Origin of the sequence: Caballeronia arvi (assembly GCF_001544695.2) — a bacterium.
GTDB classification, from domain to species: Bacteria; Pseudomonadota; Gammaproteobacteria; order Burkholderiales; family Burkholderiaceae; genus Caballeronia; species Caballeronia arvi.
This window is the reverse complement of record NZ_FCOM02000007.1, coordinates 52,508-76,115: the sequence shown is the minus strand read 5'-3', so window position 1 is coordinate 76,115 and position 23,608 is coordinate 52,508. Positions and strand designations below refer to the sequence as shown.

At 63.6% G+C, this 23,608-nt stretch carries 25 protein-coding genes and 1 tRNA gene; 11 read left to right on the top strand and 15 right to left on the bottom strand.

The genetic code is table 11. The annotated features are described in order from the left end of the window. The first annotated feature begins 135 nt into the window (after nucleotides 1-135). On the top strand, nucleotides 136-1,845 hold the full coding sequence (locus AWB74_RS10760; protein WP_061146768.1) for a glutamine--tRNA ligase/YqeY domain fusion protein: 1,710 nt from the start codon (nucleotides 136-138) through the stop codon (nucleotides 1,843-1,845). Between the two features lie 101 nt (nucleotides 1,846-1,946). Next, nucleotides 1,947-2,921, top strand: coding sequence for a transporter substrate-binding domain-containing protein (locus tag AWB74_RS10755; protein WP_061146767.1), 975 nt, complete (start codon nucleotides 1,947-1,949; stop codon nucleotides 2,919-2,921). Here the strand turns inward: AWB74_RS10755 and AWB74_RS10750 are convergent, their stop codons facing one another. From AWB74_RS10750 to AWB74_RS10740, 3 genes are all read right to left on the bottom strand, one after another. Then, complete coding sequence (locus AWB74_RS10750) at nucleotides 2,922-3,371, bottom strand: NUDIX hydrolase (RefSeq protein ID WP_061146766.1); 450 nt, start codon at nucleotides 3,369-3,371, stop codon at nucleotides 2,922-2,924. Nucleotides 3,372-3,390: 19 nt separating this feature from the next. Then, nucleotides 3,391-3,789 (bottom strand): RT0821/Lpp0805 family surface protein, encoded by a 399-nt coding sequence (locus AWB74_RS10745; RefSeq protein ID WP_061146902.1) that lies wholly within the window; start codon nucleotides 3,787-3,789, stop codon nucleotides 3,391-3,393. Nucleotides 3,790-3,933: 144 nt separating this feature from the next. Beyond that, a complete protein-coding gene (locus AWB74_RS10740; protein WP_061146765.1) occupies nucleotides 3,934-5,295 on the bottom strand; it encodes a cytochrome-c peroxidase in 1,362 nt (453 codons plus the stop codon). 248 nt (nucleotides 5,296-5,543) lie between these two features. Between AWB74_RS10740 and AWB74_RS10735 the strand changes: the two genes are divergently transcribed. Next, on the top strand, nucleotides 5,544-7,109 hold the full coding sequence (locus tag AWB74_RS10735) for an acid phosphatase (RefSeq protein ID WP_061146764.1): 1,566 nt from the start codon (nucleotides 5,544-5,546) through the stop codon (nucleotides 7,107-7,109). A 69-nt stretch (nucleotides 7,110-7,178) separates the two neighbouring features. Here AWB74_RS10735 and AWB74_RS10730 read toward each other — a convergent pair whose 3' ends face one another. Further along, the gene (locus AWB74_RS10730) at nucleotides 7,179-7,880 is read right to left on the bottom strand and encodes a GntR family transcriptional regulator (RefSeq protein WP_061146901.1); all 702 of its coding nucleotides are present in this window, start codon (nucleotides 7,878-7,880) and stop codon (nucleotides 7,179-7,181) included. Nucleotides 7,881-8,031: 151 nt separating this feature from the next. On the opposite strand from AWB74_RS10730, the gene AWB74_RS10725 reads away from it, so the two are divergent. Beyond that, on the top strand, nucleotides 8,032-9,222 hold the full coding sequence (locus tag AWB74_RS10725) for an amidohydrolase family protein (protein ID WP_061146763.1): 1,191 nt from the start codon (nucleotides 8,032-8,034) through the stop codon (nucleotides 9,220-9,222). After that, nucleotides 9,219-10,520: a cyanate transporter gene (locus AWB74_RS10720; RefSeq protein WP_061146762.1), complete on the top strand. Its 1,302-nt coding sequence runs from the start codon at nucleotides 9,219-9,221 to the stop codon at nucleotides 10,518-10,520. The genes AWB74_RS10725 and AWB74_RS10720 overlap by 4 nt, the downstream gene beginning before the upstream one ends. Here the strand turns inward: AWB74_RS10720 and AWB74_RS10715 are convergent. The 3 genes from AWB74_RS10715 to AWB74_RS10705 form a co-directional block, all read right to left on the bottom strand. Then, entirely contained in the window at nucleotides 10,420-10,875 is a 456-nt protein-coding gene (locus AWB74_RS10715) for a response regulator (RefSeq protein ID WP_061146761.1), read from the bottom strand. The genes AWB74_RS10720 and AWB74_RS10715 overlap by 101 nt on opposite strands. A 280-nt stretch (nucleotides 10,876-11,155) precedes the next feature. After that, nucleotides 11,156-11,232, bottom strand: a tRNA-Arg gene (locus tag AWB74_RS10710). A 103-nt stretch (nucleotides 11,233-11,335) separates the two neighbouring features. Further along, nucleotides 11,336-12,166, bottom strand: a complete 831-nt coding sequence (locus AWB74_RS10705) for an undecaprenyl-diphosphate phosphatase (protein WP_061146760.1) — start codon at nucleotides 12,164-12,166, stop codon at nucleotides 11,336-11,338. A 285-nt stretch (nucleotides 12,167-12,451) separates the two neighbouring features. On the opposite strand from AWB74_RS10705, the gene AWB74_RS45595 reads away from it, so the two are divergent. The 4 genes from AWB74_RS45595 (at nucleotide 12,452) to AWB74_RS10690 (ending at nucleotide 14,811) form a co-directional block, all read left to right on the top strand. Continuing rightward, a complete protein-coding gene (locus AWB74_RS45595) occupies nucleotides 12,452-12,751 on the top strand; it encodes a hypothetical protein (protein ID WP_143749192.1) in 300 nt (99 codons plus the stop codon). Beyond that, on the top strand, nucleotides 12,735-13,637 hold the full coding sequence (locus AWB74_RS10700; protein ID WP_061146759.1) for an aldose epimerase family protein: 903 nt from the start codon (nucleotides 12,735-12,737) through the stop codon (nucleotides 13,635-13,637). Before AWB74_RS45595 ends, AWB74_RS10700 begins: the two co-directional genes overlap by 17 nt. A 137-nt stretch (nucleotides 13,638-13,774) precedes the next feature. Then, entirely contained in the window at nucleotides 13,775-14,452 is a 678-nt protein-coding gene (locus AWB74_RS10695; protein ID WP_061146758.1) for a peptidoglycan DD-metalloendopeptidase family protein, read from the top strand. Between the two features lie 47 nt (nucleotides 14,453-14,499). After that, nucleotides 14,500-14,811, top strand: coding sequence for a hypothetical protein (locus AWB74_RS10690; RefSeq protein WP_087038943.1), 312 nt, complete (start codon nucleotides 14,500-14,502; stop codon nucleotides 14,809-14,811). Nucleotides 14,812-14,840: 29 nt separating this feature from the next. Here AWB74_RS10690 and AWB74_RS46910 read toward each other — a convergent pair whose 3' ends face one another. Next, nucleotides 14,841-14,984, bottom strand: coding sequence for a DUF2147 domain-containing protein (locus tag AWB74_RS46910; protein ID WP_200821959.1), 144 nt, complete (start codon nucleotides 14,982-14,984; stop codon nucleotides 14,841-14,843). Nucleotides 14,985-15,228: 244 nt separating this feature from the next. Beyond that, nucleotides 15,229-15,402: a hypothetical protein gene (locus AWB74_RS46905; protein WP_200821958.1), complete on the bottom strand. Its 174-nt coding sequence runs from the start codon at nucleotides 15,400-15,402 to the stop codon at nucleotides 15,229-15,231. A 254-nt stretch (nucleotides 15,403-15,656) separates the two neighbouring features. Between AWB74_RS46905 and AWB74_RS10685 the strand changes: the two genes are divergently transcribed. Together AWB74_RS10685 and AWB74_RS10680 are read left to right on the top strand one after the other, a co-directional pair. Then, the gene (locus AWB74_RS10685) at nucleotides 15,657-15,851 is read left to right on the top strand and encodes a hypothetical protein (RefSeq protein WP_061146756.1); all 195 of its coding nucleotides are present in this window, start codon (nucleotides 15,657-15,659) and stop codon (nucleotides 15,849-15,851) included. Continuing rightward, entirely contained in the window at nucleotides 15,848-17,293 is a 1,446-nt protein-coding gene (locus AWB74_RS10680; protein ID WP_061146755.1) for a DEAD/DEAH box helicase, read from the top strand. The genes AWB74_RS10685 and AWB74_RS10680 overlap by 4 nt, the downstream gene beginning before the upstream one ends. A gap of 103 nt (nucleotides 17,294-17,396) precedes the next feature. Here the strand turns inward: AWB74_RS10680 and AWB74_RS10675 are convergent, their stop codons facing one another. From AWB74_RS10675 to AWB74_RS10655, 6 genes are read right to left on the bottom strand one after another with little or no spacing between them, the layout of a single operon-like run. Then, entirely contained in the window at nucleotides 17,397-18,440 is a 1,044-nt protein-coding gene (locus AWB74_RS10675) for an acyltransferase family protein (RefSeq protein ID WP_061146754.1), read from the bottom strand. Between the two features lie 52 nt (nucleotides 18,441-18,492). After that, the gene (locus tag AWB74_RS10670) at nucleotides 18,493-19,362 is read right to left on the bottom strand and encodes a hypothetical protein (protein WP_061146753.1); all 870 of its coding nucleotides are present in this window, start codon (nucleotides 19,360-19,362) and stop codon (nucleotides 18,493-18,495) included. After that, entirely contained in the window at nucleotides 19,359-19,943 is a 585-nt protein-coding gene (locus AWB74_RS10665) for a hypothetical protein (protein WP_061146752.1), read from the bottom strand. The genes AWB74_RS10670 and AWB74_RS10665 overlap by 4 nt, the downstream gene beginning before the upstream one ends. Then, nucleotides 19,943-20,557 carry a glycoside hydrolase family 108 protein gene (locus AWB74_RS10660; RefSeq protein ID WP_087038942.1) on the bottom strand — a complete coding sequence of 205 codons (615 nt, stop codon included), beginning with the start codon at nucleotides 20,555-20,557 and terminating at the stop codon, nucleotides 19,943-19,945. The genes AWB74_RS10665 and AWB74_RS10660 overlap by 1 nt, the downstream gene beginning before the upstream one ends. After that, on the bottom strand, nucleotides 20,491-20,853 hold the full coding sequence (locus AWB74_RS45590; protein ID WP_143749191.1) for a hypothetical protein: 363 nt from the start codon (nucleotides 20,851-20,853) through the stop codon (nucleotides 20,491-20,493). Before AWB74_RS45590 ends, AWB74_RS10660 begins: the two co-directional genes overlap by 67 nt. A gap of 44 nt (nucleotides 20,854-20,897) precedes the next feature. Further along, the gene (locus AWB74_RS10655; protein ID WP_061146749.1) at nucleotides 20,898-23,552 is read right to left on the bottom strand and encodes a hypothetical protein; all 2,655 of its coding nucleotides are present in this window, start codon (nucleotides 23,550-23,552) and stop codon (nucleotides 20,898-20,900) included. Between the last annotated feature and the right edge of the window lie 56 nt (nucleotides 23,553-23,608).

Here is a 23,608-nt window from a genome sequence, read left to right as displayed (position 1 = left end):
GTCCAGAGCGGTTGCGTAAGGTAGAATCGACCTCATATTCAAGGCATTCGTACGCGTTCCCGGCCTATCCGGTTTCGAAGAACGCTTCCCGAACCCATCACGCGCGTCAAGCGCATCCGTTGGCACCTTTTCCGCATGAACACCGATCGCAACGACGCCCCGGCGCCATCCAATTTCATTCGCAACATCATCGAAGACGACAACCGCTCCGGCAAATGGTCGCAGCGGGTCGAGACGCGCTTTCCGCCCGAGCCGAACGGCTATCTGCACATCGGCCATGCAAAGAGCATCTGCGTGAACTTCGGCCTCGCCGCGGATTACGGCGGCGTCTGCCATCTGCGCTTCGACGACACGAATCCCGAGAAGGAAAGCGTCGAATACGTCGATTCGATCATCGACGCCGTGAAGTGGCTCGGCTTCGAATGGAACAAGAACGGCACCGAACACCAGTACTTCGCGAGCGACTACTACGACAAGCTGTACGAATACGCCGAGATGCTCATCAAGAAGGGCCAGGCGTATGTCGACAGTCAGACCGCCGAAGAGATGCGCGCGACGCGCGGCTCGGCCATCGAAGCGGGCATCGACTCGCCGTATCGCAATCGCACGCCCGACGAGAATCTCGACCTCTTCCGCCGCATGAAAGCGGGCGAGTTCAAGGAAGGCGAGCATGTGCTGCGCGCGAAGATCGACATGGCGTCGCCGAACTTCAACATGCGCGACCCGGTGATCTATCGCATCCGCTTCGCGCATCACTACCGCACCGGCGATACGTGGTGCATCTACCCGATGTACGACTACGCGCATTGCGTGTCGGACGCGATCGAGAACATCACGCATTCGCTCTGCACGCTGGAGTTCGAGGATCATCGGCCGCTCTACGACTGGTTCCTCGCGCAGCTCGCGGACGACGGCGTATTCGAGCGCCCGCTCCCGCAGCAAATCGAGTTCTCGCGCCTGAACCTCACGTATGCGATCACGAGCAAGCGCAAGCTGTTGCAACTCGTGCAGGAAAATCACGTCGACGGCTGGGACGATCCGCGCATGCCGACCATCGTCGGCGTGCGGCGGCGCGGCTTCACGCCGGAAGCCATCCGTTTGATGGTCGAGCGCGTCGGCGTGACGAAGGTCGATTCGTGGATCGACATGAGCATTCTCGAAGGCGCACTGCGCGACGATCTCGACGAAAAGGCGCCGCGCGCGATCGCCGTGCTCGATCCGCTCAAGCTCATCATCGACAACTATCCGGAAGGACAGCGCGAAGAATGCAGCGCGCCGGTGCATCCGCATCATCCGGATCGCGGCGTGCGCGCGTTCCCGTTTTCGCGCGAATCGTGGATCGAGCGCGAGGACTTCCAGGAGACGCCGCCGAAAGGCTATTTCCGTCTCTTCCCCGGCAACAAGGTGCGCCTGAAGTACGGCTTCGTCGTCGAATGCACGGGCGCGGACAAGGACGAGAACGGCAACGTGATCGCGGTGCACTGCAACTACTTTCCGGACAGCAAATCGGGCACCGAAGGCGCGAACGGCTACAAGGTGAAGGGCACGATCCACTGGGTCAGCGCGGCGACCGCCTATGCGGCCGAAGTGCGTCTCTACGATCGTCTCTTCAAGGAACCGCAGCCGGGCGCGGGCGGCGCGGAGTTTCTCGATGCGCTGAATCCGGATTCAAAGCGCGTCGTGAACGCTTATCTCGAACCTTCCGCGCGCGAAGCGAACGCAGAAGACCGCTTCCAGTTCGAGCGGCACGGCTATTTCGTCGCGGACCGCGTGGATTCGCAGCCGGGCAAGCCTGTGTTCAACCGCATCGTCAGCCTGCGCGACAGCTGGGGCAAGCCGGCCTGACATCGACGAAAAGCCCAAGCGCCGCGCGGCCACGCGGCGCCTCCTGCGCTTCACGGCAATCTGAACGGCAATCGTCGCAAGCCGCTTCTCACGAGGACATCATGAAGCTGCCGCACTCCTTCGCGCCGCACCACGCCCGGGCGCAACGAAGCGCCGCTCTCGCATTGATCTGGGCGTTCGCGTCCGTGGGCGCGCACGCGGCCACCGCCGCCGAGATCGCCCGCGCGCAGGCCGCCGTCGATCAGATGCAGCCTTCTGCGACACTGCGCAAGATCGCCGAAAACGGCGCGATCGTGCTGGGCACGCGCGAGTCGTCGGTGCCTTTTTCGTACACGGTGAAGCAGCAGCCGGTCGGCTATTCGTACGATATCGCGCTGAAAGTCGTCGACGAGATCAAGAAGCGTCTCAACATGCCGAATCTCGCCGTGAAGAACGTGCAGGTCACGTCGGCGAACCGCATCTCTTACGTGGTGAACAATCAGGTCGATCTCGAATGCGGCTCGACCGCGCATGTGGCCGACCGCGATCCGCTCGTCGCGTTCTCGAACAGCTTCTTTCAGTACGGCATCCGCATGGCCGTGAAGAAAAAGTCGGGCATTCGCGATTACGCCGATCTCGCCAACAAGACCGTCTCGACGACGGCGGGCACGTCGGACGAGCGCATGTTGCGGCAGATGGACATCGACAAGAAGCTGAATCTGCGTATCATCAGCGCGCGCGATCATGCGGAAGGGTTTGCCGCGCTCAGGACGGATCGCGCCGTGGCGTTCGTGATGGACGATCCGCTGCTCTACGGCAAGATCGCGCAGGAAGGCGCCGCGCGCGGCGAATACACCGTGACGGGCGCATCGCTCGCGAACGAGGCGTATGGCTGCATGATGCGCAAGGGCGATCCGGTGTTCAAGCGCATCGTCGACGACGTGATCGCCAACATGCAGCGCTCCGGCGAAGCCACGAAGCTCTACGAGAGATGGTTCATGCGGCCGATCGCGCCGGACGGCATGAACCTGCAATTTCCGATGTCGGCGGAGATGAAGGCGCTCTTCGCCCACCCCAACGACCGCACGGTCGACTGATCAGAGCGTCTCGTGCAGTTCGGCGAGTGACAACGTCGTCTGAAAAAGCCGCGCGAGGCTGCGGCTCGCGAACTGGTCGACTTCGGCCGGGCTGACCCAGCGGTACGCGTCCATCTCGGGAATCATCGTGCCGTCGCTGTAGCGCGGGAAATACGATTCGCACACGCAATTCTCGAGCCGCACTTCGTCTTCGCTCACACGTACCGCGAACAGATGCAGATCCTTGTCGCGACGATAGACAAAGCGCCCGAGATCCTTGAGCCGCGCGCCATCGAGCACGATGCCCGTTTCCTCGACGAGTTCGCGCAATGCCGCCTCGCGCGGGCTCTCGCCGGGATCGGCAGCGCCCTTGGGCACGTCCCAGTGCGTGGTCTCGGTCGCGTGGCAGAGCAGCACGTCGCCTTGCATGTTCAGCATGACCACGCCGCACGATACGGTGCGGCCGATCATCGATTGCGTTTCCCGTTCATCACTGCTTCTTGAGTTTCCACTTGCCGTCGCTCTGCTTGCACGCGATGGGCGTCCAGGTCTGCGTCTGCCCTTTCGCTTCCGCGACGAGCGTGATCTTGCGGCACTTCAGTCCGTCCGCCTCGAAGGTGTTCTGCGGCGTCACGGTGCCGTTGATCGGGACCGTGTTGCCGGCGCCCTTGTTGTTCCAGTCGAGCGATTCGCCGTCCTGCTTCGTGTTGAGCGCGACCTGCGCGGCGTCGTTGAGCGCCTGCATGTCGCGCTGCTTCATGTAGGTGATCGGCGTGTTGTTCAGAAAGCCCAGATTGGCGGCCCCGGCCTGCGCGCTCACGGCGGCGAGCGCGGCGGCGGCGATCGCCAGGAAGGAGGCGCGGGCGAGCGCCGGACGGTGGATTGGCATTGGGTTCTCCTCGTTGCGGATGAGTATGGCCGCCTGCACGTGCAACCAGAGCAGCAACGTAAGCACCAACGGCAGCCCGCGTGAACGGGCCTCAACGAGGATAGCATGACGCGGGGCATCTGGCCCCGCCTGTGCGAGGCCGGCTTAGTTGGACGCGGACTTCATCTGGCCGATGCCGATGCCCTTTTGCGAGTCCTTGTCCTTCGCCGGATCGTAGCCGTCCGTCAGCGTGTTGAGGAACGCGACGACATCCTTGATCTCGGCCTCGTCGAGCGCGGGCTTGTCGCCCTTCTTGCGATCGAACGGCGGCTCGGTGTTGATGTTCGACCAGTATTGCTTCGGCAGATCGTCGAATTTATCGACGACGCCTTTCTTCGACACCGGATAGAACTTCTCCGGATTCGTGTCGCGTTCGACGTAGAAGCGCACCACGTCGTCCAGCTTGTGATAGATGCCGTTGTGGAAGAAGGTCTTGCGCGTCGCGACGTTGCGCAGCGACGGCGTGCGGAAAGTGCCGCAGTACTCGTCCTGCCCTTTCAGGTCCGTGCGCTCGGGACCGCACGCGCCGAGGTCGTGAAACTTCGGATTCCGGTTGATCGGCAGCGCGCGGTTGCGCGGCACGCCGATCGCGATCAGGCCGAAATCACTGAACTGAGGCGGCGAGCCATCCTTTGCGCGCTGGCTGATGTGGCACGACGCGCAGTTGCCCTTGTTCTCGTCGTTGAAGAGTTGCAGGCCGTGCATCTCGGCGTCGTTGAGCTTCGCGCGGCCGGCGAGGAACGCGTCGAACTTGCTCGTGTACGGATAGAACTTCGCGGGCGTCTGCTCGAACGCTTCGAGCGATTGCAGCACCGCGGCGAAGGTCTTGTCGTCGCTGTCGAAGACGTTGGCGCCGAACGCCTTGCGAAAATCGTCGGCATACGGTGACGCCTTCACCGACGCCGCGACCTTCGCCGGCGTGCTGCCCATCTCGAAGCTCGACAGGAGCGGAATGCGCGCCTGATCCGAGCCGTGATCGACGCGGCCATCCCACGTCAGGCCGCCGGTCGGCCCGGCATCGACGCTTTCATCGCCTTCGTCGTCGGAATCGTGGAAATGCCGCGTGAACGCGGGCACCGACTGCAGATATTCGAGCGACGGCACCGCGCGAAATCCCGGCTGATGCATGTCGTTGCCGCCGAGCTGCACGGACAGCGCGTTGGGCGGCCCGAACGCGTGGCTCGGACTATGACACGACGCACAGGCGAGCTTGCCCGATCCCGACAGCGACGGATCGAAGAAGAGTTTCTCCCCGAGCGACGACATCTGCTTCACGTGCGCAAACACTTCGGCGCGCGTCTGAGCCTGCGGCGCCGCGTTCGCGACGGCGTTCGTCGCGGCCGGCTGCGCCGCCCCGCTCGCGTTCGTGTTCGTGTTCGCCGCATGGGAATCGCAGCCGCTCATCGCAGCGGATAGCGCGGCGAGCGCGAGAGTGCAGAGAACGAACGGCAGACGCATCGAAGACATGGACGTGGGGCATCGGATCGAAAGATGCCGAAGCGTATGTCGCGCGTATGTCTTTCATGTGACAAGCCCGGAGCCATTCAGGACGCAAACGGTCACGCGTAATTTATTAAGCGAACATTACGCAAACGAAAGCGTTATTACATGGCTGCGTCAATTTGCGTTGCGACACTGCGCACGCCGGCGGGCAAAGGCTTCCCGACGACCCAGCCCGCGTCATGCGCCGGTCCCCAACACAAGAGAGAATCTCAATGAACAAGAAACTCGTTTGCGCGGTGCCGCTCGCGGCGACCGTCGCATTCGGCCTCTACGCATGCGGTGGCGACGACAATCAGACCAACGACATCTCCTCTGTAAAGAACGTCGTCGTGATCTACGCCGAGAACCGCAGCTTCGATAACCTGTACGGTCATTTCCCCGGCGCGAACGGTCTGCAGAACGTGACCGCGGCCAGCTCGCAGCAGCTCGACCGCGACGGCAGCGTGCTGGCCACGCTGCCGAAAATCTGGGGCGGTCTGACGGCGACCGGCGTGACGCCCGCGATCACCGAAGCGATGACGGCGAACCTGCCGAACACGCCGTTCGCGATCGACGACGCCAACGGCTTCAACACGCAGCTCAACGTCACGACGCGCGATCTGTATCACCGCTTCTATGAGAACCAGATGCAGATCGACGGCGGCAAGAACGACAAGTTCGCCGCATGGGGCGATTCGGGCGGTCTCGTGATGGGTCACTACGACACGCCGCCGGACAAGTTGCCGCTCTACAAGATCGCGCAGCAATACACGCTCGCGGACAATTTCTTCATGGGCGCGTTCGGCGGCTCGTTCCTGAACCACCAGTGGCTCATCTGCGCGTGCACGCCGGTCTACCCGAACGCGGACAAGAGCCCGGCGGCCAGCTCCGTCTCGGCGGTCAATGCGGACGGCGTCTCGCTCAAGCTCGCAAAGGCCGCGGGTTCGGCGCTCACCGGCAATACGCAGGGCCTCTTCGTGAACTCGGGCAACCTGACGCCCGACTTCTTCGCGGTCAACACCATGCAGCCGCCGTATCAGCCGAGCGGCAACAAGCCGGCGACGGGCGGTGATCCGAACCTCGCCGACCCGAGCCAGGCGACCACGCTGCCGCCGCAGACGCAGCAGCACATCGGCGATCTGCTCAACACTGCCGGCGTGAGCTGGGCATGGTACGGCGGCTCGTGGGGCGCGGCGCTGGCGGACCGTTCGGTCATCAACGGCGCGGTCAACGTGGTGCCTGACTTCCAGACGCACCATCAGCCGTTCAACTACTTCGCCGATCTGGCGCCGGGCACGGCCAACCGCGCGCAGCACCTGCTCGACGGCGGCACGAACGGCTCGGAGTTCATCAAGGCGATCGACGCGGGCACGCTGCCGCAAGTCTCGTTCTACAAGCCGCAGGGCAACCTGAACGAGCACGCCGGTTATACGGATGTCGCGCAGGGCGACCAGCACATCGCCGACCTGATTTCCCATCTGCAGAAGAGCCCGCAGTGGAAGAACATGGTCGTCGTCGTGACGTACGACGAGAACGGCGGCTTCTGGGATCACGTCGCGCCGCCGAAGGGCGATCGCTGGGGTCCGGGCACGCGCATTCCGGCGCTCATCGTCTCGCCGTATGCGAAGAAGGGCTTCGTCGATCACACGCAGTACGACACGACGTCGATCCTGCGCTTCATCACGAAGCGCTTCAACCTGCCGTCGCTGCCGGGTCTCACGTCGCGTGACGCCGCGCTCGCCGCCAACGGCGCGCAGAAGATGGGCGATCTGACCAACGCGCTCGACTTCTCGCAGTAAGCATCGCTCGCGTCGCAACGGAAACGGGCCGCGGTTTTCATACCGCGGCCCGTTTTTTTCATCCGATGTTCAAGCGCCCGCGAACAGCGACGCCAGATCGTTCGTGCGCGCCCCGCTCGCCTGCGCGAGCACGCGCGCCTGCAACTCGTCCAGATGCGTGCGCATCGCGGTCAGCGCGGTAGCGAGATCGCCTGCTTCGAGCGCATCGACGAGGCGGCCATGTTCGTCCGATGCGCAGTTCGACAGTTTAGTCGGATCGAAAAGCGCCTTGTAGAGCTCGGTCTTCGCGACCAGCTTCGCGAGAAACGCATGCACTTCCGGCGCGCCGGCCAGTTCCGCGAGCAGCAGATGGAAATGCCCCGCGAGGCGCACGCATTCTTCGACGCTGCCCGCCTTCACCGCGCGCTGCTCGGCCTTGACGTGGGCGCGCAGCGCGCGCTTCGCCTGCGTCGTCAGCGTGCCGCACAGCGCGGCAACGATGCCCGCCTCCACCACCTGACGCGCGCGATAGACCTCGCGGATATCTTCGGGCGTCGGCGACGGCACGAACGCGCCGCGATTCGCCTCTAGTGTCAGCTTGCCCTCGGCGCCGAGCCGCGCCAACACCTTGCGGATCGTGCCGCGCGTGCAGTCGAACGCGGCGGCGAGCTCGCGCTCGACGAGCTGCGCGCCGGGCGCGAGTTTGCCGTGCAATAGCGCGGACGTGATTGCGGCGTAGACGCGCTCGTCAACGGTGATTTCGTTCGATGATGTGTCCGTGCGTGATGCCATGATGCCTGTCGTGCCTGGGTTGATCCGCATTGTAGCGAGTGCCCGCACGCGGATGCGAATTCGGCCTATCAGCTTCGGTGTATTTTTGGTTGACCAAACACTGCTAGAATGGTTAACCAAACGCACGAAAACCACGGGAGGATTCCATCGTATGAAACCATCGACCTGGATCGTCAACGCACGACCGTTCGGCGGTGCGCCGATGGATGTGCGCGTCACCGGCGCCGTCATCGACGCGATCGCGCCGCACGGCGAGCGCCAGCCCGCGCCCGGCGACACGGTGATCGACGGCGCTGGCGCGCTGCTCCTGCCCGGCTTCGTCGAAGGCCATACGCATCTCGACAAAACCACGTGGGGCATGCCGTGGTATCGCAATGCAGTAGGCCCGCGTCTCATCGATCGGATCGAGAACGAGCGGCGCTGGCGTGCCGAAAGCGGTCACGACGCTGCGGCCGCCTCGCGCGCGCTCGCGCTCGCTTTTCTGCGCGAAGGCACGACGCGCTTGCGCACGCACGTCGATATCGACACGGATGCGGGCCTGCGTCATCTCGAAGGCGTCTGCGATATGCGCGCCGCGCTCGCCGATGTCCTCGACATGCAGCTCGTCGCGTTTCCGCAATCGGGCGTGCTGAAGCGCCCCGGCACGCGCGAACTGCTTGATGCGGCGCTGGCGAATGGCGCCGACGTGCTCGGCGCGCTCGATCCTTCTTCGATCGACGGCGATCCGGCCGCGTCGCTCGACGTCACGTTCGCGCTCGCGACGAAGCACGGCAAGCCCATCGACATGCATTTGCACGAGCCCGGCGATCTCGGCGCGTTCACGTTCGATCTGCTGCTCGATCGCGTGGAGGCGCATGGCTATCAGGGCCGCGTCGTCGTGAGCCATGCGTTCTGCCTCGGCGCGCTGCCCGATGCGCGGCGCGGCGCGTTGCTCGAGCGTATCGCGCGGGCGAACGTCGCGCTGCTCACGACCGCGCCGGCTTCGGTTTCCGTGCCGCCGTTCCGGGAGACGCGCGCGGCGGGCGTCACGCTCTTCGGCGGCAACGACGGCATCCGCGATGCGTGGACGCCCTTCGGCTCGCCCGACATGCTCGAGCGCGCGATGCTTATCGCCATGCGCTACGACCTGCGCCGCGACGACGATCTCGCCGCCGCGTTCGATTGCGTGTCGATCGAAGCGGCGCGAGCGTGCGGCTTCGCGGACTATGGTTTCGCGCCTGGCATGCGCGCGGATCTCGTGCTCGTCGATGCGGAAACGGTCGCGCAGGCCGTCGCAATGCGCCCGCCGCGCCGCTTCGTGATGGCCAACGGCACGCCGATATCGCCGGAGTTCACGCGATGAACCCGCGCGCATCGAACCTCGCCTGGCTCGCGGTGATCGTCGCGATCGGGCTGAATCTGCGGCCCTTGCTGACGTCGATCAGTCCGCTGATGGGCGTGATCCTGAACGCGACAGGGTTGTCGTTTCGCGGCGCGTCGATGCTGACCGGCCTGCCCGTCGTCGCGATGGGCGTGTGCGCGTTCGGCGCCAGCGCCCTGTCGCGCGCGATCGGCAATGCGCGCGGCGTGGCGCTCGGGCTCGTCGCGATCGCTGCGGCCTGCGCCGGACGCTTCTTCGCCGGGAACGCGGCGGCGCTGATTGCGAGCGCGGCGGTCGCGGGCACGGGCGTCGCGGTCATTCAGGCGCTGCTGCCAGGCGTGATGAAGACGCGCTTCTCCGGTCGCCTGCCCTTCGCGATGGGCCTCTATTCCGCATCGATCATGGCGGGCGGCGGGCTGGGCGCGAGCATCACGCCTTCGGTCGCGTCGCGCATGTCGTGGCAGGCGGGGCTTGCGTTCTGGGCGTTGCCCGCGATGATCGCGCTCGCGGTGTGGCTGCTTCTCATGCGCGCCGATGCCTTGCCGCGCGCCGCGTCGACGGGTCGCGCCGCAAGCGCGCCATCGCTTTTTCTCAATCGCCGCGCGTGGGCGCTCGGAATTTTCTTCGGGCTCGTCAACGGCGGCTATACGAGTCTCGTCGCGTGGATGCCCGCGTATTACCAGCAACTCGGCCGCGGCGTGACCGAAAGCGGCACGCTGCTCGCGATGCTCACGGTGTTCCAGGCGTCATCGGCGCTGTTGCTGCCGATGGCGGCCGCGCGCTTCGGGCGCGGGCGGGACCGGCGTCCGTGGCTTGCGCTCGGTCTCGTCGCGCAACTGGCGGGCTTCGGTCTGCTGCTCGGCGCGCCGCTGTCGGCGCCGCTCGTGGTCGTCGCGCTGCTCGGCGGCGGACTGGGCGGCGTGTTCGCGCTCACGCTCGTGCTGACGCTCGATCATGCCGATGACCCCGCTCTCGCCGCGCGGCTCGTCGCGTTCGTGCAGGGCGTGGGCTTCGTCATCGCGGCGCTGGCGCCGGTCATCGCGGGCATCGTGCGCGATGTGAGCGGCGGCTTTTCGATGTCGTGGATGATGCTTGCCGCCAGCCTCATCGCGATGATCGCGCTCAACCTCGTGTTCGGCCCGCGCAGCTATGCACGTGCGATGGCCGCTCGTCGCGAGGTCAACGCACCGCGTGGCACGCGAAGTATTCGTCGAGCAGATCGGTCATCTGCCACACCGGGCACGGACGGCGACAATGTCCGTCATAACCCGCTTCCTTGAGACGCGCGATCGGCTCTTCGGGCAGAAAGCCGCTCATCGCGATGACGAGGCGATGCGCGTCGTCATCGGCTTCGCGAAGCGCGCTTGCGAGCGCATAGTTGCCGCAGCCCCCGATGCGCGTGTCGAGGAAGAGCACATGCGGCCGCCATTGCCGGACGATCTGTCTGACCGACGATGGATCGATTGCAAGCTGCGCCGGAAAACCCTTGAGTTCGAAGAGCGACACGAGCGATGCGCCGAGCACGCGCTCCGACAACGCGAGCAGCACGCGACGCGATTCGGGCGGCAGGCGCGACTGCTTGCGTGTCCATAGCGAGCATTGCGCGGGGCTGGTTTCGTATGCGCGGTTGTTCAAGGCGTTCCTGTCACCTTTGTGGAGCGGCGCGCGCCACGGTGATGCATGCGCGCACTGCGAGTGGGCGATGTTCCGCGTTGTACGAGACGGTTAGTTTTTCCGATGCGTTGTGCGGCGCGGGGTTGGGGGATTGGGGTGCGCGCACGAGAGAGAAGATTGGCAGGAAGCGGGCCAGAAGCGGGCCAAGAAGCGCGGAGCGATTCGTTGATCGAATGCGCCTGAACGGCATCCAGAAACAAGAAAGCCCAGTCAGACAGACCGGGCTCGACGCGAGACCACTTGGCCCGCCCTACACGACTCGAACGTGTGACCTACGGCTTAGAAGGCCGTTGCTCTATCCGGCTGAGCTAAGGGCGGAGAACGGAACGCGCGGCCAGCGCCGAGAAGCGAGAAAACCGCCGCGAATCTCATAAGAGACCGCGATTTTACCTCATTCGCCGCCGCGCTTGTCCCCGGTTCGTCACACCGGTTGCGGATGCATCATGAACCAGCCGAGGAAGAAGATGCCCGCGATCACGCAATACACGCCGAACGACGCGAGCTTGCCGTGCCCTTCGAAATAGCGCATCAGAAAGCGCACGCTCAGATACGCCGCGATGCCCGTCAGCACGCCGCCGAGCACCGAATCGGCCAGTTCCCCCGGCGCGTGAAAGAGCTTCGGCAATTCGAGCACGCCCGCCGCGAAAATGATCGGCGTGCCGAGCAGAAACGAAAACTCGGCCGCCGCCTCCGCGGTAAGCCCCGCGCCGACGCCCGCAATCATCGTCAGACCGCTGCGCGAAAAGCCCGGAATCAGCGCGCCGATCTGCGCGAGTCCGACCAGAAACGCCTGCCTGAACGTGAGCTTTTCAGGCGCGCGCGTCGCGCGGCTTCGCTGCAGGCGATCGCCCAGCCACAAAAGCACACCGTTGACGATCAACGCCGCCGCGACGATCCGCAAATCGTGAAAAATCGCCTCCAGCCGCTTTTCGAGCAACAGCCCGACGATGCCCGTCGGAATGGTGCCGATGATGAGCGCCCACATCATGTGGCCGTCGTCATTGCGGCGGCCGCCGAGCGACGCGAAAAAGCCGCGGATCAGCGCGATCCAGCGCTTGCGGAAATACCAGAGCAGCGCGATGGCCGTGCCGAGATGCAGCGCGACGAGAAACGGCAGCAATTGCGGCGCGTGCTTGTCGATATGCATGCCAATCAGGCCGGGAATGAGCAGCGTGTGCCCGAGACTGCTGACCGGAAAAAGCTCGGTCACGCCCTGAAGCACGCTCAAGAAAACGAGAAACCACAGAGTCACGCGTCGGTCCTTTTTTGAGGAGGATGAAGGACGCGCCGTGCAGTTCCATCCCTCGCGTCACGCGAAGCCGAAAGTGGCCGACCGGGAAGTTGGAACAGGAGGGATGAGTCGATACGGCGCGCAAACGGGACCGATTATGCCGGTGGCGAAATCGAGAGCCAAGCGCTAACCGCACACAAATTGCGCCGACAGTCAACCGTCGGCAAAACGAACAAATAACGCAAGTGAGATACAAGCTATCCGAAAGCAATGTCGTTTCGGACTGTCGCAGAGCGCAGCAGGACCGTGATCGCCGCTCAGACCTTCAGCTTGAAGAGGAAGATTGCCGTGCTCGCGCCGAAAAGGCCGAACATCGCGACGCCCATTGCCATCGCCAGATCCATGATTGCTCCTTGTCCGTCTGATTCCCAACACAGGGTTCACATAACAACATATTGCATGAGCTTTGCTCAGTCGCAATTTCCCGCAAAGGGTTTTTCCGTAGAAAATTCCAAGGCAGAATCGACGGTTCCAGCCGCGCCGCATCGCACGCGCGGCGTCCAGCCATTCAACGGAGCGCACGGCCATCATGTCACCGGAAACTGACGTCATCGAAATCGAGCGCGACGGCGCCGCCCTTCTGCTCGCGCCGCGCGCGGGCGGACGGCTCATGACCTGGCGCGTCGGCGGCGAACCGGTCATCCATTGGCCCGACGCGCCCGACTGGTCGAATTCCGCGAAAATCCGCGGCGGCAATCCGCTGCTCTTTCCGTTTCTCGGGCGGCATTTCGTCGACGGCGAAATCGGCAAATGGCGCGATCCCGAAGGCGTCGTGCATGCGCTGCCGACGCACGGCTTCGCGCGCAACCTGCCCTTCTCCAGCACGCGCGACGCCGACGGCCACGGTCTGCGCATGACCCTCGTCGACAGCGACGCGACCCGCGACGGCTATCCGTTCGCGTTCCGCTTCGAAGCGGCGTACCGCATCATCGACGGCAATACGCTCGAAGTCGAACTCACGACGTCGAATCCGGGCGAGGTCGCGCTGCCGTACTATGCAGGGCATCACTTCTACTTTCATCTGCCGCACGCTCAGCGTGGCGAGAGCAGCGTCGAGCTGCCGCGCACCGAGCGGCGCCGGCAACTGGCGGACGGCTCGATCACCGAACCGGAACCGGGCCAGCCGCGTTACCCGCTGGCCGATCCGGGCATCGTCGATACGTTCCACTGCCTCACGCGCCCATCCGACGAGCCGATGCGGCTCAAAATGCCGGGTCTGAAGCGCACGGTCAGCTTCGAGCTGCATCAGCCGGATTCGGTGCCGTGGTACGCCGTCACGACCTGGACCGAATCGGACACGTCGGACTTCTATTGCGTCGAGCCGTGGATCGGCCTGCCGGACGCCATCCACAACGGCCGCGGGCTGCGCTGGCTCGCGCCGGGCAAGACCGAGACGGCTTCGCTCAGGCTCGTCGTCACGACCGACGCATAAGGCGCGCGGCGCCCGCGTACGGCGCCATTCTGTCCGGGGAAACCCGAGACGGTAAAATCCTGCCTTTCGATTCGCCGCGCAGCCGTCATGCACACGGCTCGCGGCGGTGCTTTGCGAGGTCAGGTTTGCAAAAACGAATGAGACGGCTCGTCTGCGCATCGCTCATCGCAGTGTTGGCCGCTTGTGGAACGGGGCCGGTCGCACCGGGGTTCTATCGCGTGGAGCGCGGCGATACGGTGTCCAAGATCGCGCGTGAGAACCGCACGACGGTGGCCAACCTCAAACGCTGGAACGGGCTCACGAATCCCGATGCCATCGAGGTCGGCCAGGTGCTGCGCATCGCGCCGCCGGCGGGAAGCGCCACAGCCGCGGATTCATCGGCTTCGGGCGCCGCGAGCGCGAAGAGCGATTCCAGCGCGCAGGCGCTGTCGCAGACCAAGGCCGGACCGGGCGTCACGCTCGTGTGGCCGGCTCAGGGCAGCGTCATTCGCGGCTTCGACGGCAAGAACTCGAAGGGCATCGACATCGCCAACGCGGCGGGCACACCTGTCGTCGCCGCGGCGACCGGCAATGTCGTCTACGCGGGCAATGGCTTGCGCGGCTACGGAAACATGCTGATCGTCAAGCACGACGACGATTATCTGACCGCCTACGCCCACAATCGCGCGATTCTGGTGAAGGAAGGCCAGACCGTGCAGCAAGGACAGCAAATCGCCGAAATGGGCGATACCGACAGCGATCGCACGATGCTGCATTTCGAGGTGCGCTACATGGGCCGCTCGACGGACCCGGCGCGCTACCTGCCGCCCCGCTGACCGGCGGGCGGACGTTACGAGGAAGATCGATGAGATTGACGAAGAGGATGAACACCGCCGCGCTCGGCGCGGCTCTGGCGCTGACCGGCGCGGCCCTTGCGCTGACCGGCTGCGCGAGCGGCCCGACGATGACCTACTTGCCTTCAGGCGAGACGGGCTTCGCGATCAACTGCAGCGGCGCCGATGCGAGCACCAGCTGGGCCGCCTGCTACAAGCAGGCAGGCGAAACGTGCGGCGCGTATGGCTATGACGTGGTATCGAAAGACGCCGACAACGGCGCGACGGCGGGCGGCTCCGTCGGCGGAATTTTCGGGGCGAACATCAAAACCCGTTCGATGGTGATCCGCTGCAGGCAGTGACGCTTGCCGAACCCATTCGATGAGCGCCGTCAGGCGTCGGCGGTTTCGTCCTTGCGGTCTTTCGGGCGTGGCGTGCGCCAGTGTCCCGACAGCGGATCGATATGTGCGGCGAACGCAACGAGCGATGCCAAGGCGAGCGGCGCGACGGCGGCAAATACCCAGAGCAGGTTCATGGCAGACACAAATTGAAACAAGTCCGCCTGATAATACCTGCCCTGACGATATTCCGCCCAAACGAACTCTTTGGAAACGTGCGGCAGGTCGCGCTTTCCGCGTTACGCCTCGAAACAACCGCATACAACGGGGCACGGCGGATTCCCGCAGACTGGTGTCAGCCCGTGCCGATCTCTGCGCGAACGGTGGCGCGGGTCAGAAGCCCCGATGTGCCCGCATCGGGGCTTCGCTTTTCATGGATGGCTATTGCGGCTTGGCAGACGGCGTGAGCATCGAGGGCGGCGTCATGTCCGTCGGCACGCCTTTGTAGTCCGGCGGATCTTGCGGCGCGTGCTTTTGATGAGCAGGCTCGGCGCAGGCGGTCACGCCGAGCGCGATGAATGCAGCACAGAGAAAGGCGGAAACGATACGCGGCATGAAACTCCCGGACGGACGTCGAAAAGACAAAGGGGTTACAAGCCGTAACTTGTAACCCCTTCGTGTATCGTGGTCGGAGCGAAAGGATTCGAACCTTCGACCCTCTGATCCCAAATCACCGGGGCCAAGCAGCGGCAAAGCCTTACAGTATAAGGTGCAGCGCGCAGCGGTGTCTAATCAATTGCACAGAAAACAGGCACGAAGCCATAAGGCTTTGCGGCCAATTACAACGCAGTTATTAGACAGGAAACGCTATGAAAATCGAGCACCTACAAGCCGCCGCCGACGCGGTTGCGGCATCCGCTGATGTGTGGACGGGGTTCAGCGCGCAGGATGCAAAAGTCTGCGTCGAAGCGTATCTCGCGGCGAGTAATGCGAAGCCCTGCCTGCACATTCGGCTGAACGTCGACACGTGCGAAGACTGCGGCGCTAAGTTCGAGTTCGCATGACCCGCCGCAAGTTCACCCCGCACGCGTATCAGGGTTTGATCATCGAGCACCAGCAGACGATCGACCGCTCGAACACGTGGGCCGGCATGGGGCTCGGCAAGACGGTCGGCACGCTGACAACGCTCGAATCGCTCTATCACTTCGGCATCGAGTCGGAACCGACACTCGTCGTCGCGCCGCTGCGCGTCGCGCAGTCCACCTGGCCGGATGAAGTTCAGAAGTGGGATCACCTGTCCGGCATGGAAGTGCAGCCGATTCTCGGCGATGCGTCGGCGCGCGCGATGGCGCTGCGCAAAGACGTGCCGATCTTCACGATCAATTACGAGAACCTGCCGTGGCTGATCGACTGGTTCAAGCACAACCCGCGACCGTGGCCGTTCGGCACGATCGTCGCCGACGAGTCGACGAAGCTGAAGTCGACGCGGATCTCGCAGCAGAAAAGCAAAACCGGGAAAGAATTTCTGAAGCGATCCGGCGGCAGCAAGCGCGGGCGAGCGATCGCCGAAGTCGCGCACACGAAGGTGCGGCGCTGGATCAATCTCACCGGCACGCCATCGCCGAACGGGCTGAAGGATCTCTGGGGCCAGCAGTGGTTCGTCGACGCCGGCCAGCGGCTCGGCCGCAGCTTCAGCGCGTTCGAGTCGCGCTGGTTTCAATCGCTGCCGGGGAATCGCGGCTACCACGAGACGCGCCCGCTCGATCACGCGCAGGAACAGATTCAAGCCGCGCTGCGCGACTGCACGTTGTCGCTGAACGCGGCCGACTGGTTCGACCTGAAAGAACCGATCGTGCGTAAGATCTTCGTCGACCTGCCGTCGAAGACGCGGCGGCTGTATCAGGACATGGAACGCAAGATGTTCATGGAGCTCGGCGAGCACGAGATCGAAGCCATGAACGCGGCAAGCCGCACGATGAAATGCCTGCAGCTCGCGAACGGTGCGGCATACGTCGACGAGTCAGGGAACTGGCAGGAAATACACGATGAAAAACTCAAAGCGCTCGAAGACATCATCGAGGAAGCGGCCGGCATGCCGGTGCTCGTGGCTTACCATTTCAAGAGTGACCTTGCCCGATTACAGAAAGCTTTCCCTAAGGGTCGGCAGCTTGACGCTGATCCTGCAACGATCCGCGACTGGAACGCGGGGCGTATCCCTATTCTATTCGCGCACCCCGCCAGCGCCGGGCACGGTCTGAATCTGCAGGACGGCGGCAACATTCTCGCCGTCTTCGGGCACTGGTGGAACTTAGAGGAATACCAGCAGATCATCGAGCGGATCGGCCCGACGCGCCAGCTGCAGGCGGGCCACGACAGACCGATGTTCATTTACCACATCGTCGCGCGCGACACGGTCGACGAAGACGTGATGGTTCGGCGCGAGACGAAGCGCGAAGTGCAGGACATTCTGCTCGACTCGATGCGGCGCAGACAGGCGGGGCGCTAGCGGCGGCGCTTACGCCGCGCCGACCGCGCGTCGAGATAGACGACGAAAGCAAACAGCGCCGCCACACCGAACAGCCCGAGAACGAAGGCGACACCCCACACGGCTACGCCCTCGTCGCCGCGCCCGTTTCCGGCGCGCGGGACCGCCGCTTTCCGACAAAGCGCTTGAGCGACATGGCCGGATTCTCGACCAGATGCCAGGACAGGAACGCCATCACCGAGATCGCGACGAACGACAGGATCATGTTGAACCAGACGGGCTTCGAGTTGTTCCAGTGCCGAATGATCAACTGCTGAATCGGAAAGGCGTAGATATAGAGGCCGTAGGAGAGATCGCCGAAGCGCCCGAACTGGCGCACGACCGGCGTCGACATGTTGCCAAATGCCACGACAACATACGGCAGCGCGATCACGAGCGCGAAGTACTCATTGCGCAGCAGCCAGAATCCGACGGCGGCACAGCCGAGAGCCGGCGCGACGATCGAGCGATACCGTTCGATATCGGCCCGGCACACGTGCATGGTCGCGCCGAACATGAAGCACAGCCCGAAGTCCATCAGCGGATGGCGCGCCTCCTCGATCGGCAGCACGAAGCGGCAGAGCGCCAGCACGAGCAGCGTCGCCGGCAGCACGTAGCGATGACGCAGCGAGCCGAACAGCCCGAGCACCGCAAGGAAACCGTACCACTTCAGTTCGAGCGGGATTGTCCAGAGCGAACTATTGACGGTCGGATGATGGAACCCCACGAAGACGCCCGGCAGTTTGTCTGTCAGGTTCCAAAGGGTTGCCGTGCCCCACAGAAAATCCCACGTCTCTTGCGACTGGAAGTATTCGGCGTGCGACAGCGTCGTCACGCGCGGACCCATGACAAACGTCATCAGGAGCGTTACGCAGATCAGGCCGGGAAAGATGCGCAGGATTCGCTTTGCGGCGAAGCGCGGCACGTTCGGGTCGCGGTCCCAACTCTGCGTGACGAGGTATCCGCTGATCGAAAAGAAGATCAGCACGCCGAGCCCGCCATAGCTGAATCCACCGAAAACGGTAGGTTCGCCTAGCGCCATCAGCCCGTACTGGTGGGAGAAGATCACCAGAGATGCGGCCAACACCCTGATGAAATCGAAATTGTTGCTGTGTCCTGCGCCTTTCATTCGGTCCTCTGTAATTTTTCGGAATGGGCCGAATTATATTCCTGCTGAAGATTTACCTGACGCGGCGCCACTCGATGTATCCGCTGCAGGTAGCTGTGCTCGTGCCGAACCCGAGCGCTCCCACCAGATAAACGGTGGTGGTGGATGCGAGCTTGATGCGCGCCACGCGGGTCGAAACGTATTGCTGCTGCCCGGTTGCGAGCGTCGCCTGAATCCCCGTCTGACCGCCCGCCAAGCCGCCCGCCGTGGCCGATGTCGTGCTGATGCTCGCAAAGGCGGATGAGACCGTTGTCGTTCCGGCCGGCACAAACTGTACGGTGCCGCGCACGTCGTAGTCGCCTGCCGCAAGCGAAGCGCTGGCGCAGTTTGTTGCGACGCCGGTCGACAACGAAGTGCCGCCTGTAGACGCGCTGTTGTATTCGCCGATGCTCCCGGCCTGCGCGTCGTCGTTCGTCGCCGTGCCTTTGATGCCGACGGTCGAGCTCGGCGTGATAAGACCGGTGGCGGAGATCGTCGTGAACTTGCCCGTCGATGCGGTCGTCGCGCCGATCGGCGAATTGTCGACGGTCGCGCCCGAGAGTGCCGGGTTATTCCCCCAATACGGGTCTGCGCTCGTCACGCCGAGCAGCATCTGCCCGTTCGCGCCCGGCCCGACTGCGGCCACCGCCGATGCGCCTTCGCCAATCAGCACACCATGCGCGGCGAGCGTCGTCGCGCCCGTACCGCCCTTACCCACGGCAAGCGTACCGGTAATGCCGCTGAGTGTCACCGTGCCCCACGACGGCACGCTCGTCGGGCCGTTTGAGAAAATGACTTGCCCCGACGTAGATCCGACGGGGTTGATCAACGACAGCGGAACAGTCGTCGCGCCGAACGCGATGGATGCGATTGCGGCGAGCGCCGCGGCGAAGAGCTTTTTCATTTCTTGATGTCCACGGTTACGGGAGTGGTTGCGACGTTCGCGATCACGGCGTCTTTCTGGCGGCTCTCGCGAGACGATCCGAATTCGAAGTTGAAGTAATCCTTCAGGCAGCCGCCGAAGATGCCGGCAATGGTCGAGATGATCCCGACCGCCTCACCGGGCAGACGGTCGCGGAAGAACGCGAGCGACAACAGGCAGGAGATCAGACCGAGGCAGACGAAGACGACCGCCGCGTCGGCGCGCCAGTTCTCACCGTGCGAAGCGAGCGCGATGTCGCGTGCGCGGGCATCGGCTGTGTTCTGCGTGTCGAGCTTGTCAGAGTCGAGTTCTTGCTGCCCCTGCGCGAGCAGGAAGTCTTGCCGCTGCTTTTCCCACTGCATATCGAGCTGCTTCACCGCGATCTGCTGCTCGGGCGTCATGTTCTGCACGGCTGCAGCGAGCTCGTCGTCGCTCGCGTCGGCCTTGCCGAGCAACAGATTTGAGAGCGCGGCCGTCGCGCCCATAGCGAGCGGAGCAAACGGACCGGTCACCAGTCCGGCGATAGTGGGCGCGACGCCCGCAATCAGTTTTTTCCAGTCCATTACGCTGCCACCCCCAAAGCCCGGTTCAATTGCCACCCGTATTCGAACGTTTCCTGCGACGGGTTCTTTTCGGCGATCTCGACATAACGCACCGACTGCAGCGCGGCGATCATGCCGAGCAGCACTCGCCGACCATCGTTGCCGCGCTGATCGACGAAGGCCTTCAACGCCGCGAGCGTCATCGGGCCGATACCGCCGTCGGTGCTGATGTCGGGGAACGCCTTGCCCTGCTGATTCAAGACGTTCAGTGCACGCTGCATGAACTGCACACCGGTCGCTGGTCCCATGTTCACGCCGATGTCGAGCAGCTTCTCGGCGATGTCCGCGTCGACCGCCTGCACTTGGTCGAACCGCGGCTGCGTCCAATAGCGGGAACGGTAAATCGCGATCGCCGTGTCGCGAGTCATCTGCGCCATCGGGCCGGCGTAGCCGAATGCGCGCGCCGTCGCGGCCGTAACACCCCACATCGTTTCCCCGCCGCGGTCGGCCGGGTTGTTCGAATAGCCGCCTTCGCGGCCGATGACTTTGTCGAAATAGTCAGTCGGGTTCACGTCATCACCTTCGTTTTGAAGTACTGCCAGAGCGCGACACCGAGCAGCGCCAACAGCGCCCATAACCCCTTCTTCGCGAGCTCGCCGCGCAGATCCTCGTAGAACCGCGCACGCGCTTCCGCTCGCTGGATCAACGCTTCGTGCGCTCGGCGGTGCCCGTCGGCGTCGCCACCCGGAAAACCTTTTGCCAAATCGTCCACACGCTCGATCACGACTTTCAGATCCTTTTCAAGAACTTCGAGCGAGCTCGTGTTTTCGGTATGCCGCTGTCCGATCTCATCGCGCAGTTTGTCTAGCGCGTCAGCGACGGCACGCAGGCCGTCACCTTCGGTATGCGGCGGATGATCCTCGTACCGCATCCGCTCACCCATCCTTTTCCCCGTACTTGACCCGCTGGATTCTTTTAATTGAGCGACGGCAAACAGAACCCGATCGTCGATGCCGCGCCGAAAATGAACCGTGCCGCGGCGGTATAGGCGTTCACCGGCGCTTTCGCCGGCGCGCGGTACATCAACCAGGTGTTGAACCCCGTCGCAGCAGCGAACGGTTGGTCGAGTTGCCCGAGAACCTGCGACGAGATCAAGTTGCCGCCGTAGTCGTACCAGTCGATGACCGGTCTGATGTATGCCGTCGACGTCGACGTCATGAACTTCAGCGGCATCGCGAAGTGATAGTCGCGATTGCCTTCGACCTTGAATCGGGCCGTAGTGTCGGTTGCGAAGTTGAAGCCGTCGACCGTCGTTACGACCTGAATGCACTGACCCAGACCGAACGGGCCGTCGCCGGTGAGTTGCCGATATGCGCCAGCCGACGCGTTCGCCGTGACGACCCACCCGCCGAAGCTGCTGACGGTACCGACAGTCGGCATCGACGTTCCCGAGCGGTCGACGTTATTGATGCAGTTCGTGCGGCCGTCGTCGAGATACCAGCTCGTCGTGGTCGCGTTATCGATCGTCACGTCTTCGAATTTCGCCTGACAGCCGTGCACGAACGTGGCGCCACCCTCGAAGCCTTCGAAATAAAACTCCTGAATGTGGCACTTGCGCATCACAACGTGGTAATTGATCGAGCCGGTTGCGTCGACAAGCTTCGCGCGGTCCGTCGCGGCCACCCCGGACGCACGGCTCAGGCGGAAGTCTTCGAGCGTGAGCGTGCCGGTCGAGCCTGCGGCGATAGAGAACGGCGCAATGCCGGCCGGCCCGAAGAAACCGTCGGCGTCGCCACTGATCAGGTTGTCGCCGGTGAGAATTGCCGGGCAGCCCACTTCCCAGATCGCGTCACGGATCGTCATGTTTGAGCCGTACACCGACGTGCCGCTAGAGATCGCGCGCTGGAACTCGCAGCCGGTCAGCACCATGTGGTTACCGACGGGGTTGTAGTCGTTGCGCACGCAGAATCCCGCACTGTCGTTCCACCACGAAGCGTTCGATTCCATCTGCTGCGCAAGAAAGTTGCAGCCGATCCACGTCGAATACGAGTTGATAGCGTTGCCGTAGACCGGCTGCAGCACGCCGCGGAACTGGAACCCGAAGAACCAGTTCTCGGACATCTGCGACGACGGCATCACGGCCTGTCCAAGCAGACCGCCGTAACTGATGCCCGCCTTGATGTAGCGGATATTGCCGCCGTGGAAATAATTGAAGCAGGTATTCTTCGGCGGGATCAAACTGGAATCACCGACAAACTGCAGCGCGCAGCCGTAGTTCTGCTGATGCAGCACCGTCGCGGCGGCGCCGTCACTGACGATCTGCAGGTTGTAGAACTTGTTGTTGTTGCAGCCGTTCATGCGCACGATCGCGTCGTATGCGGTCGCCGCAACGCCGCTGATCCACGCGTCGTGGAAGACGAACGTGCAATTGGCGATGTTCGCGCTGAAGTCGAGCGACTTGACGTTGTAATACCCCGGCAGGAATTCCAGCGTCGTATAGTTCGGCAGCGCGTTGAGAATCGACTGAAAGAGCGTCGTCTGATCGGTACCCGCCGTGCCGTTCTGGTTACCGTCACCGAGCAGCCCGAGCTGCTTGCTGTTCACGCGGCCCTTGAACACGCGGCGCCACACACCACCATCTGCTGCGGCGACATCACCGAGCACGGCCGGCGTGATCGACGGTGAGCCGTACGGCACTGCGTAAAAGGCGTCGCCGCCACCGTCACCCGACGCGTAATAGCCAGCAGTGTGCGCGTGCGAATAACGCACAGTGCTGAGCAGACTAAGCGCGGCAATGTTCACGACGCGCCGTTCGAGCAGCCCCGCCCAAGCGAGTTGCGAATCTGCGACGGATTGATCCGGCGGGACATATTCCGACAGCGTCGTGCCGCCCTTCAACCAGATCTTGCTAATGCCCGCCGGGATCGGCGTATTGAACGAAAGCGTCTTTCCGGTCAGGCTGTAGGAATCTGGATCTTGCGCGATGCCGGCCATGACGACCGAACCGAGATTGGCCTTGCCGCCGTACGCCTTGCCGAGCGTGATCGACGTCGACGTGCCCGACGTATAGTCCACCCCGTCGGTGAACGTCTCGTCGGTGAGACTGCCTGCGCCGACGCTCGCCGTGATCGGCAGCGACGCGACGTTGCCAAGCCCATCGAAGCCGAGCAGCGTATTAACGCGGTCTGCGGCCGGCGGCAGCGACGAGGGTGAATCCTCACTCTCGTTCACGACGATCGCGCGCGAGACGATCTCGGCGATCTGCTGGATCTGCACGACGGCGCGATCGACCGCCATTTCGACGACTTCAGGATAGAAGCCGCCGCTGTTCGTGATGTCGACCGTTTGATCGATCGGCAAGTCGCCGAGAATGACGAGCGAGAAGCCCGTCGGCAGCGGCGAACCGGAGATCGGATAGGTGATCGTACCGCCGGGCGACTCGCTTTGATCGCTGCTCACCGACACCGAAAAGTCGGAATCCAGCACGAGTCGCGTCGACGTGCCGTTCGAATTGACCAGCGTCACGGTCAGATCGGACTTGTCGAAAACCTTAAATGCGAATGGAAACGCCGTCGTTGCACCGTTACCGATGAACGGGCCGGCTTTTCTTTTCGAACTGGAAACCGTCATGCGCGCACCCCTATGGAATGCCCGCAATTGTCAGCGCGCGTTTACCCGGTATGTGC

What these genes read in the sequence shown, in the direction of transcription:
- AWB74_RS10690 (WP_087038943.1), top strand. Translation starts at nt 14,500, where the DNA reads ATGAACACCGCCGCGCTCGGCGCGGCTCTGGCGCTGACCGGCGCGGCC.
- AWB74_RS46905 (WP_200821958.1), bottom strand. Translation starts at nt 15,402, where the DNA reads ATGCCGCGTATCGTTTCCGCCTTTCTCTGTGCTGCATTCATCGCGCTC.
- AWB74_RS10750 (WP_061146766.1), bottom strand. Translation starts at nt 3,371, where the DNA reads ATGATCGGCCGCACCGTATCGTGCGGCGTGGTCATGCTGAACATGCAA.
- AWB74_RS10735 (WP_061146764.1), top strand. Translation starts at nt 5,544, where the DNA reads ATGAACAAGAAACTCGTTTGCGCGGTGCCGCTCGCGGCGACCGTCGCA.
- AWB74_RS10665 (WP_061146752.1), bottom strand. Translation starts at nt 19,943, where the DNA reads ATGGACTGGAAAAAACTGATTGCGGGCGTCGCGCCCACTATCGCCGGA.
- AWB74_RS10725 (WP_061146763.1), top strand. Translation starts at nt 8,032, where the DNA reads ATGAAACCATCGACCTGGATCGTCAACGCACGACCGTTCGGCGGTGCG.
- AWB74_RS10670 (WP_061146753.1), bottom strand. Translation starts at nt 19,362, where the DNA reads ATGAAAAAGCTCTTCGCCGCGGCGCTCGCCGCAATCGCATCCATCGCG.
- AWB74_RS10760 (WP_061146768.1), top strand. Translation starts at nt 136, where the DNA reads ATGAACACCGATCGCAACGACGCCCCGGCGCCATCCAATTTCATTCGC.
- AWB74_RS10675 (WP_061146754.1), bottom strand. Translation starts at nt 18,440, where the DNA reads ATGAAAGGCGCAGGACACAGCAACAATTTCGATTTCATCAGGGTGTTG.
- AWB74_RS10680 (WP_061146755.1), top strand. Translation starts at nt 15,848, where the DNA reads ATGACCCGCCGCAAGTTCACCCCGCACGCGTATCAGGGTTTGATCATC.
- AWB74_RS10655 (WP_061146749.1), bottom strand. Translation starts at nt 23,552, where the DNA reads ATGACGGTTTCCAGTTCGAAAAGAAAAGCCGGCCCGTTCATCGGTAAC.
- AWB74_RS10730 (WP_061146901.1), bottom strand. Translation starts at nt 7,880, where the DNA reads ATGGCATCACGCACGGACACATCATCGAACGAAATCACCGTTGACGAG.
- AWB74_RS10755 (WP_061146767.1), top strand. Translation starts at nt 1,947, where the DNA reads ATGAAGCTGCCGCACTCCTTCGCGCCGCACCACGCCCGGGCGCAACGA.
- AWB74_RS10740 (WP_061146765.1), bottom strand. Translation starts at nt 5,295, where the DNA reads ATGTCTTCGATGCGTCTGCCGTTCGTTCTCTGCACTCTCGCGCTCGCC.
- AWB74_RS10720 (WP_061146762.1), top strand. Translation starts at nt 9,219, where the DNA reads ATGAACCCGCGCGCATCGAACCTCGCCTGGCTCGCGGTGATCGTCGCG.
- AWB74_RS10695 (WP_061146758.1), top strand. Translation starts at nt 13,775, where the DNA reads ATGAGACGGCTCGTCTGCGCATCGCTCATCGCAGTGTTGGCCGCTTGT.
- AWB74_RS46910 (WP_200821959.1), bottom strand. Translation starts at nt 14,984, where the DNA reads ATGAACCTGCTCTGGGTATTTGCCGCCGTCGCGCCGCTCGCCTTGGCA.
- AWB74_RS10685 (WP_061146756.1), top strand. Translation starts at nt 15,657, where the DNA reads ATGAAAATCGAGCACCTACAAGCCGCCGCCGACGCGGTTGCGGCATCC.
- AWB74_RS10660 (WP_087038942.1), bottom strand. Translation starts at nt 20,557, where the DNA reads ATGGGCGCTGTTGGCGCTGCTCGGTGTCGCGCTCTGGCAGTACTTCAA.
- AWB74_RS45590 (WP_143749191.1), bottom strand. Translation starts at nt 20,853, where the DNA reads ATGCGGTACGAGGATCATCCGCCGCATACCGAAGGTGACGGCCTGCGT.
- AWB74_RS10700 (WP_061146759.1), top strand. Translation starts at nt 12,735, where the DNA reads ATGTCACCGGAAACTGACGTCATCGAAATCGAGCGCGACGGCGCCGCC.
- AWB74_RS10745 (WP_061146902.1), bottom strand. Translation starts at nt 3,789, where the DNA reads ATGCCAATCCACCGTCCGGCGCTCGCCCGCGCCTCCTTCCTGGCGATC.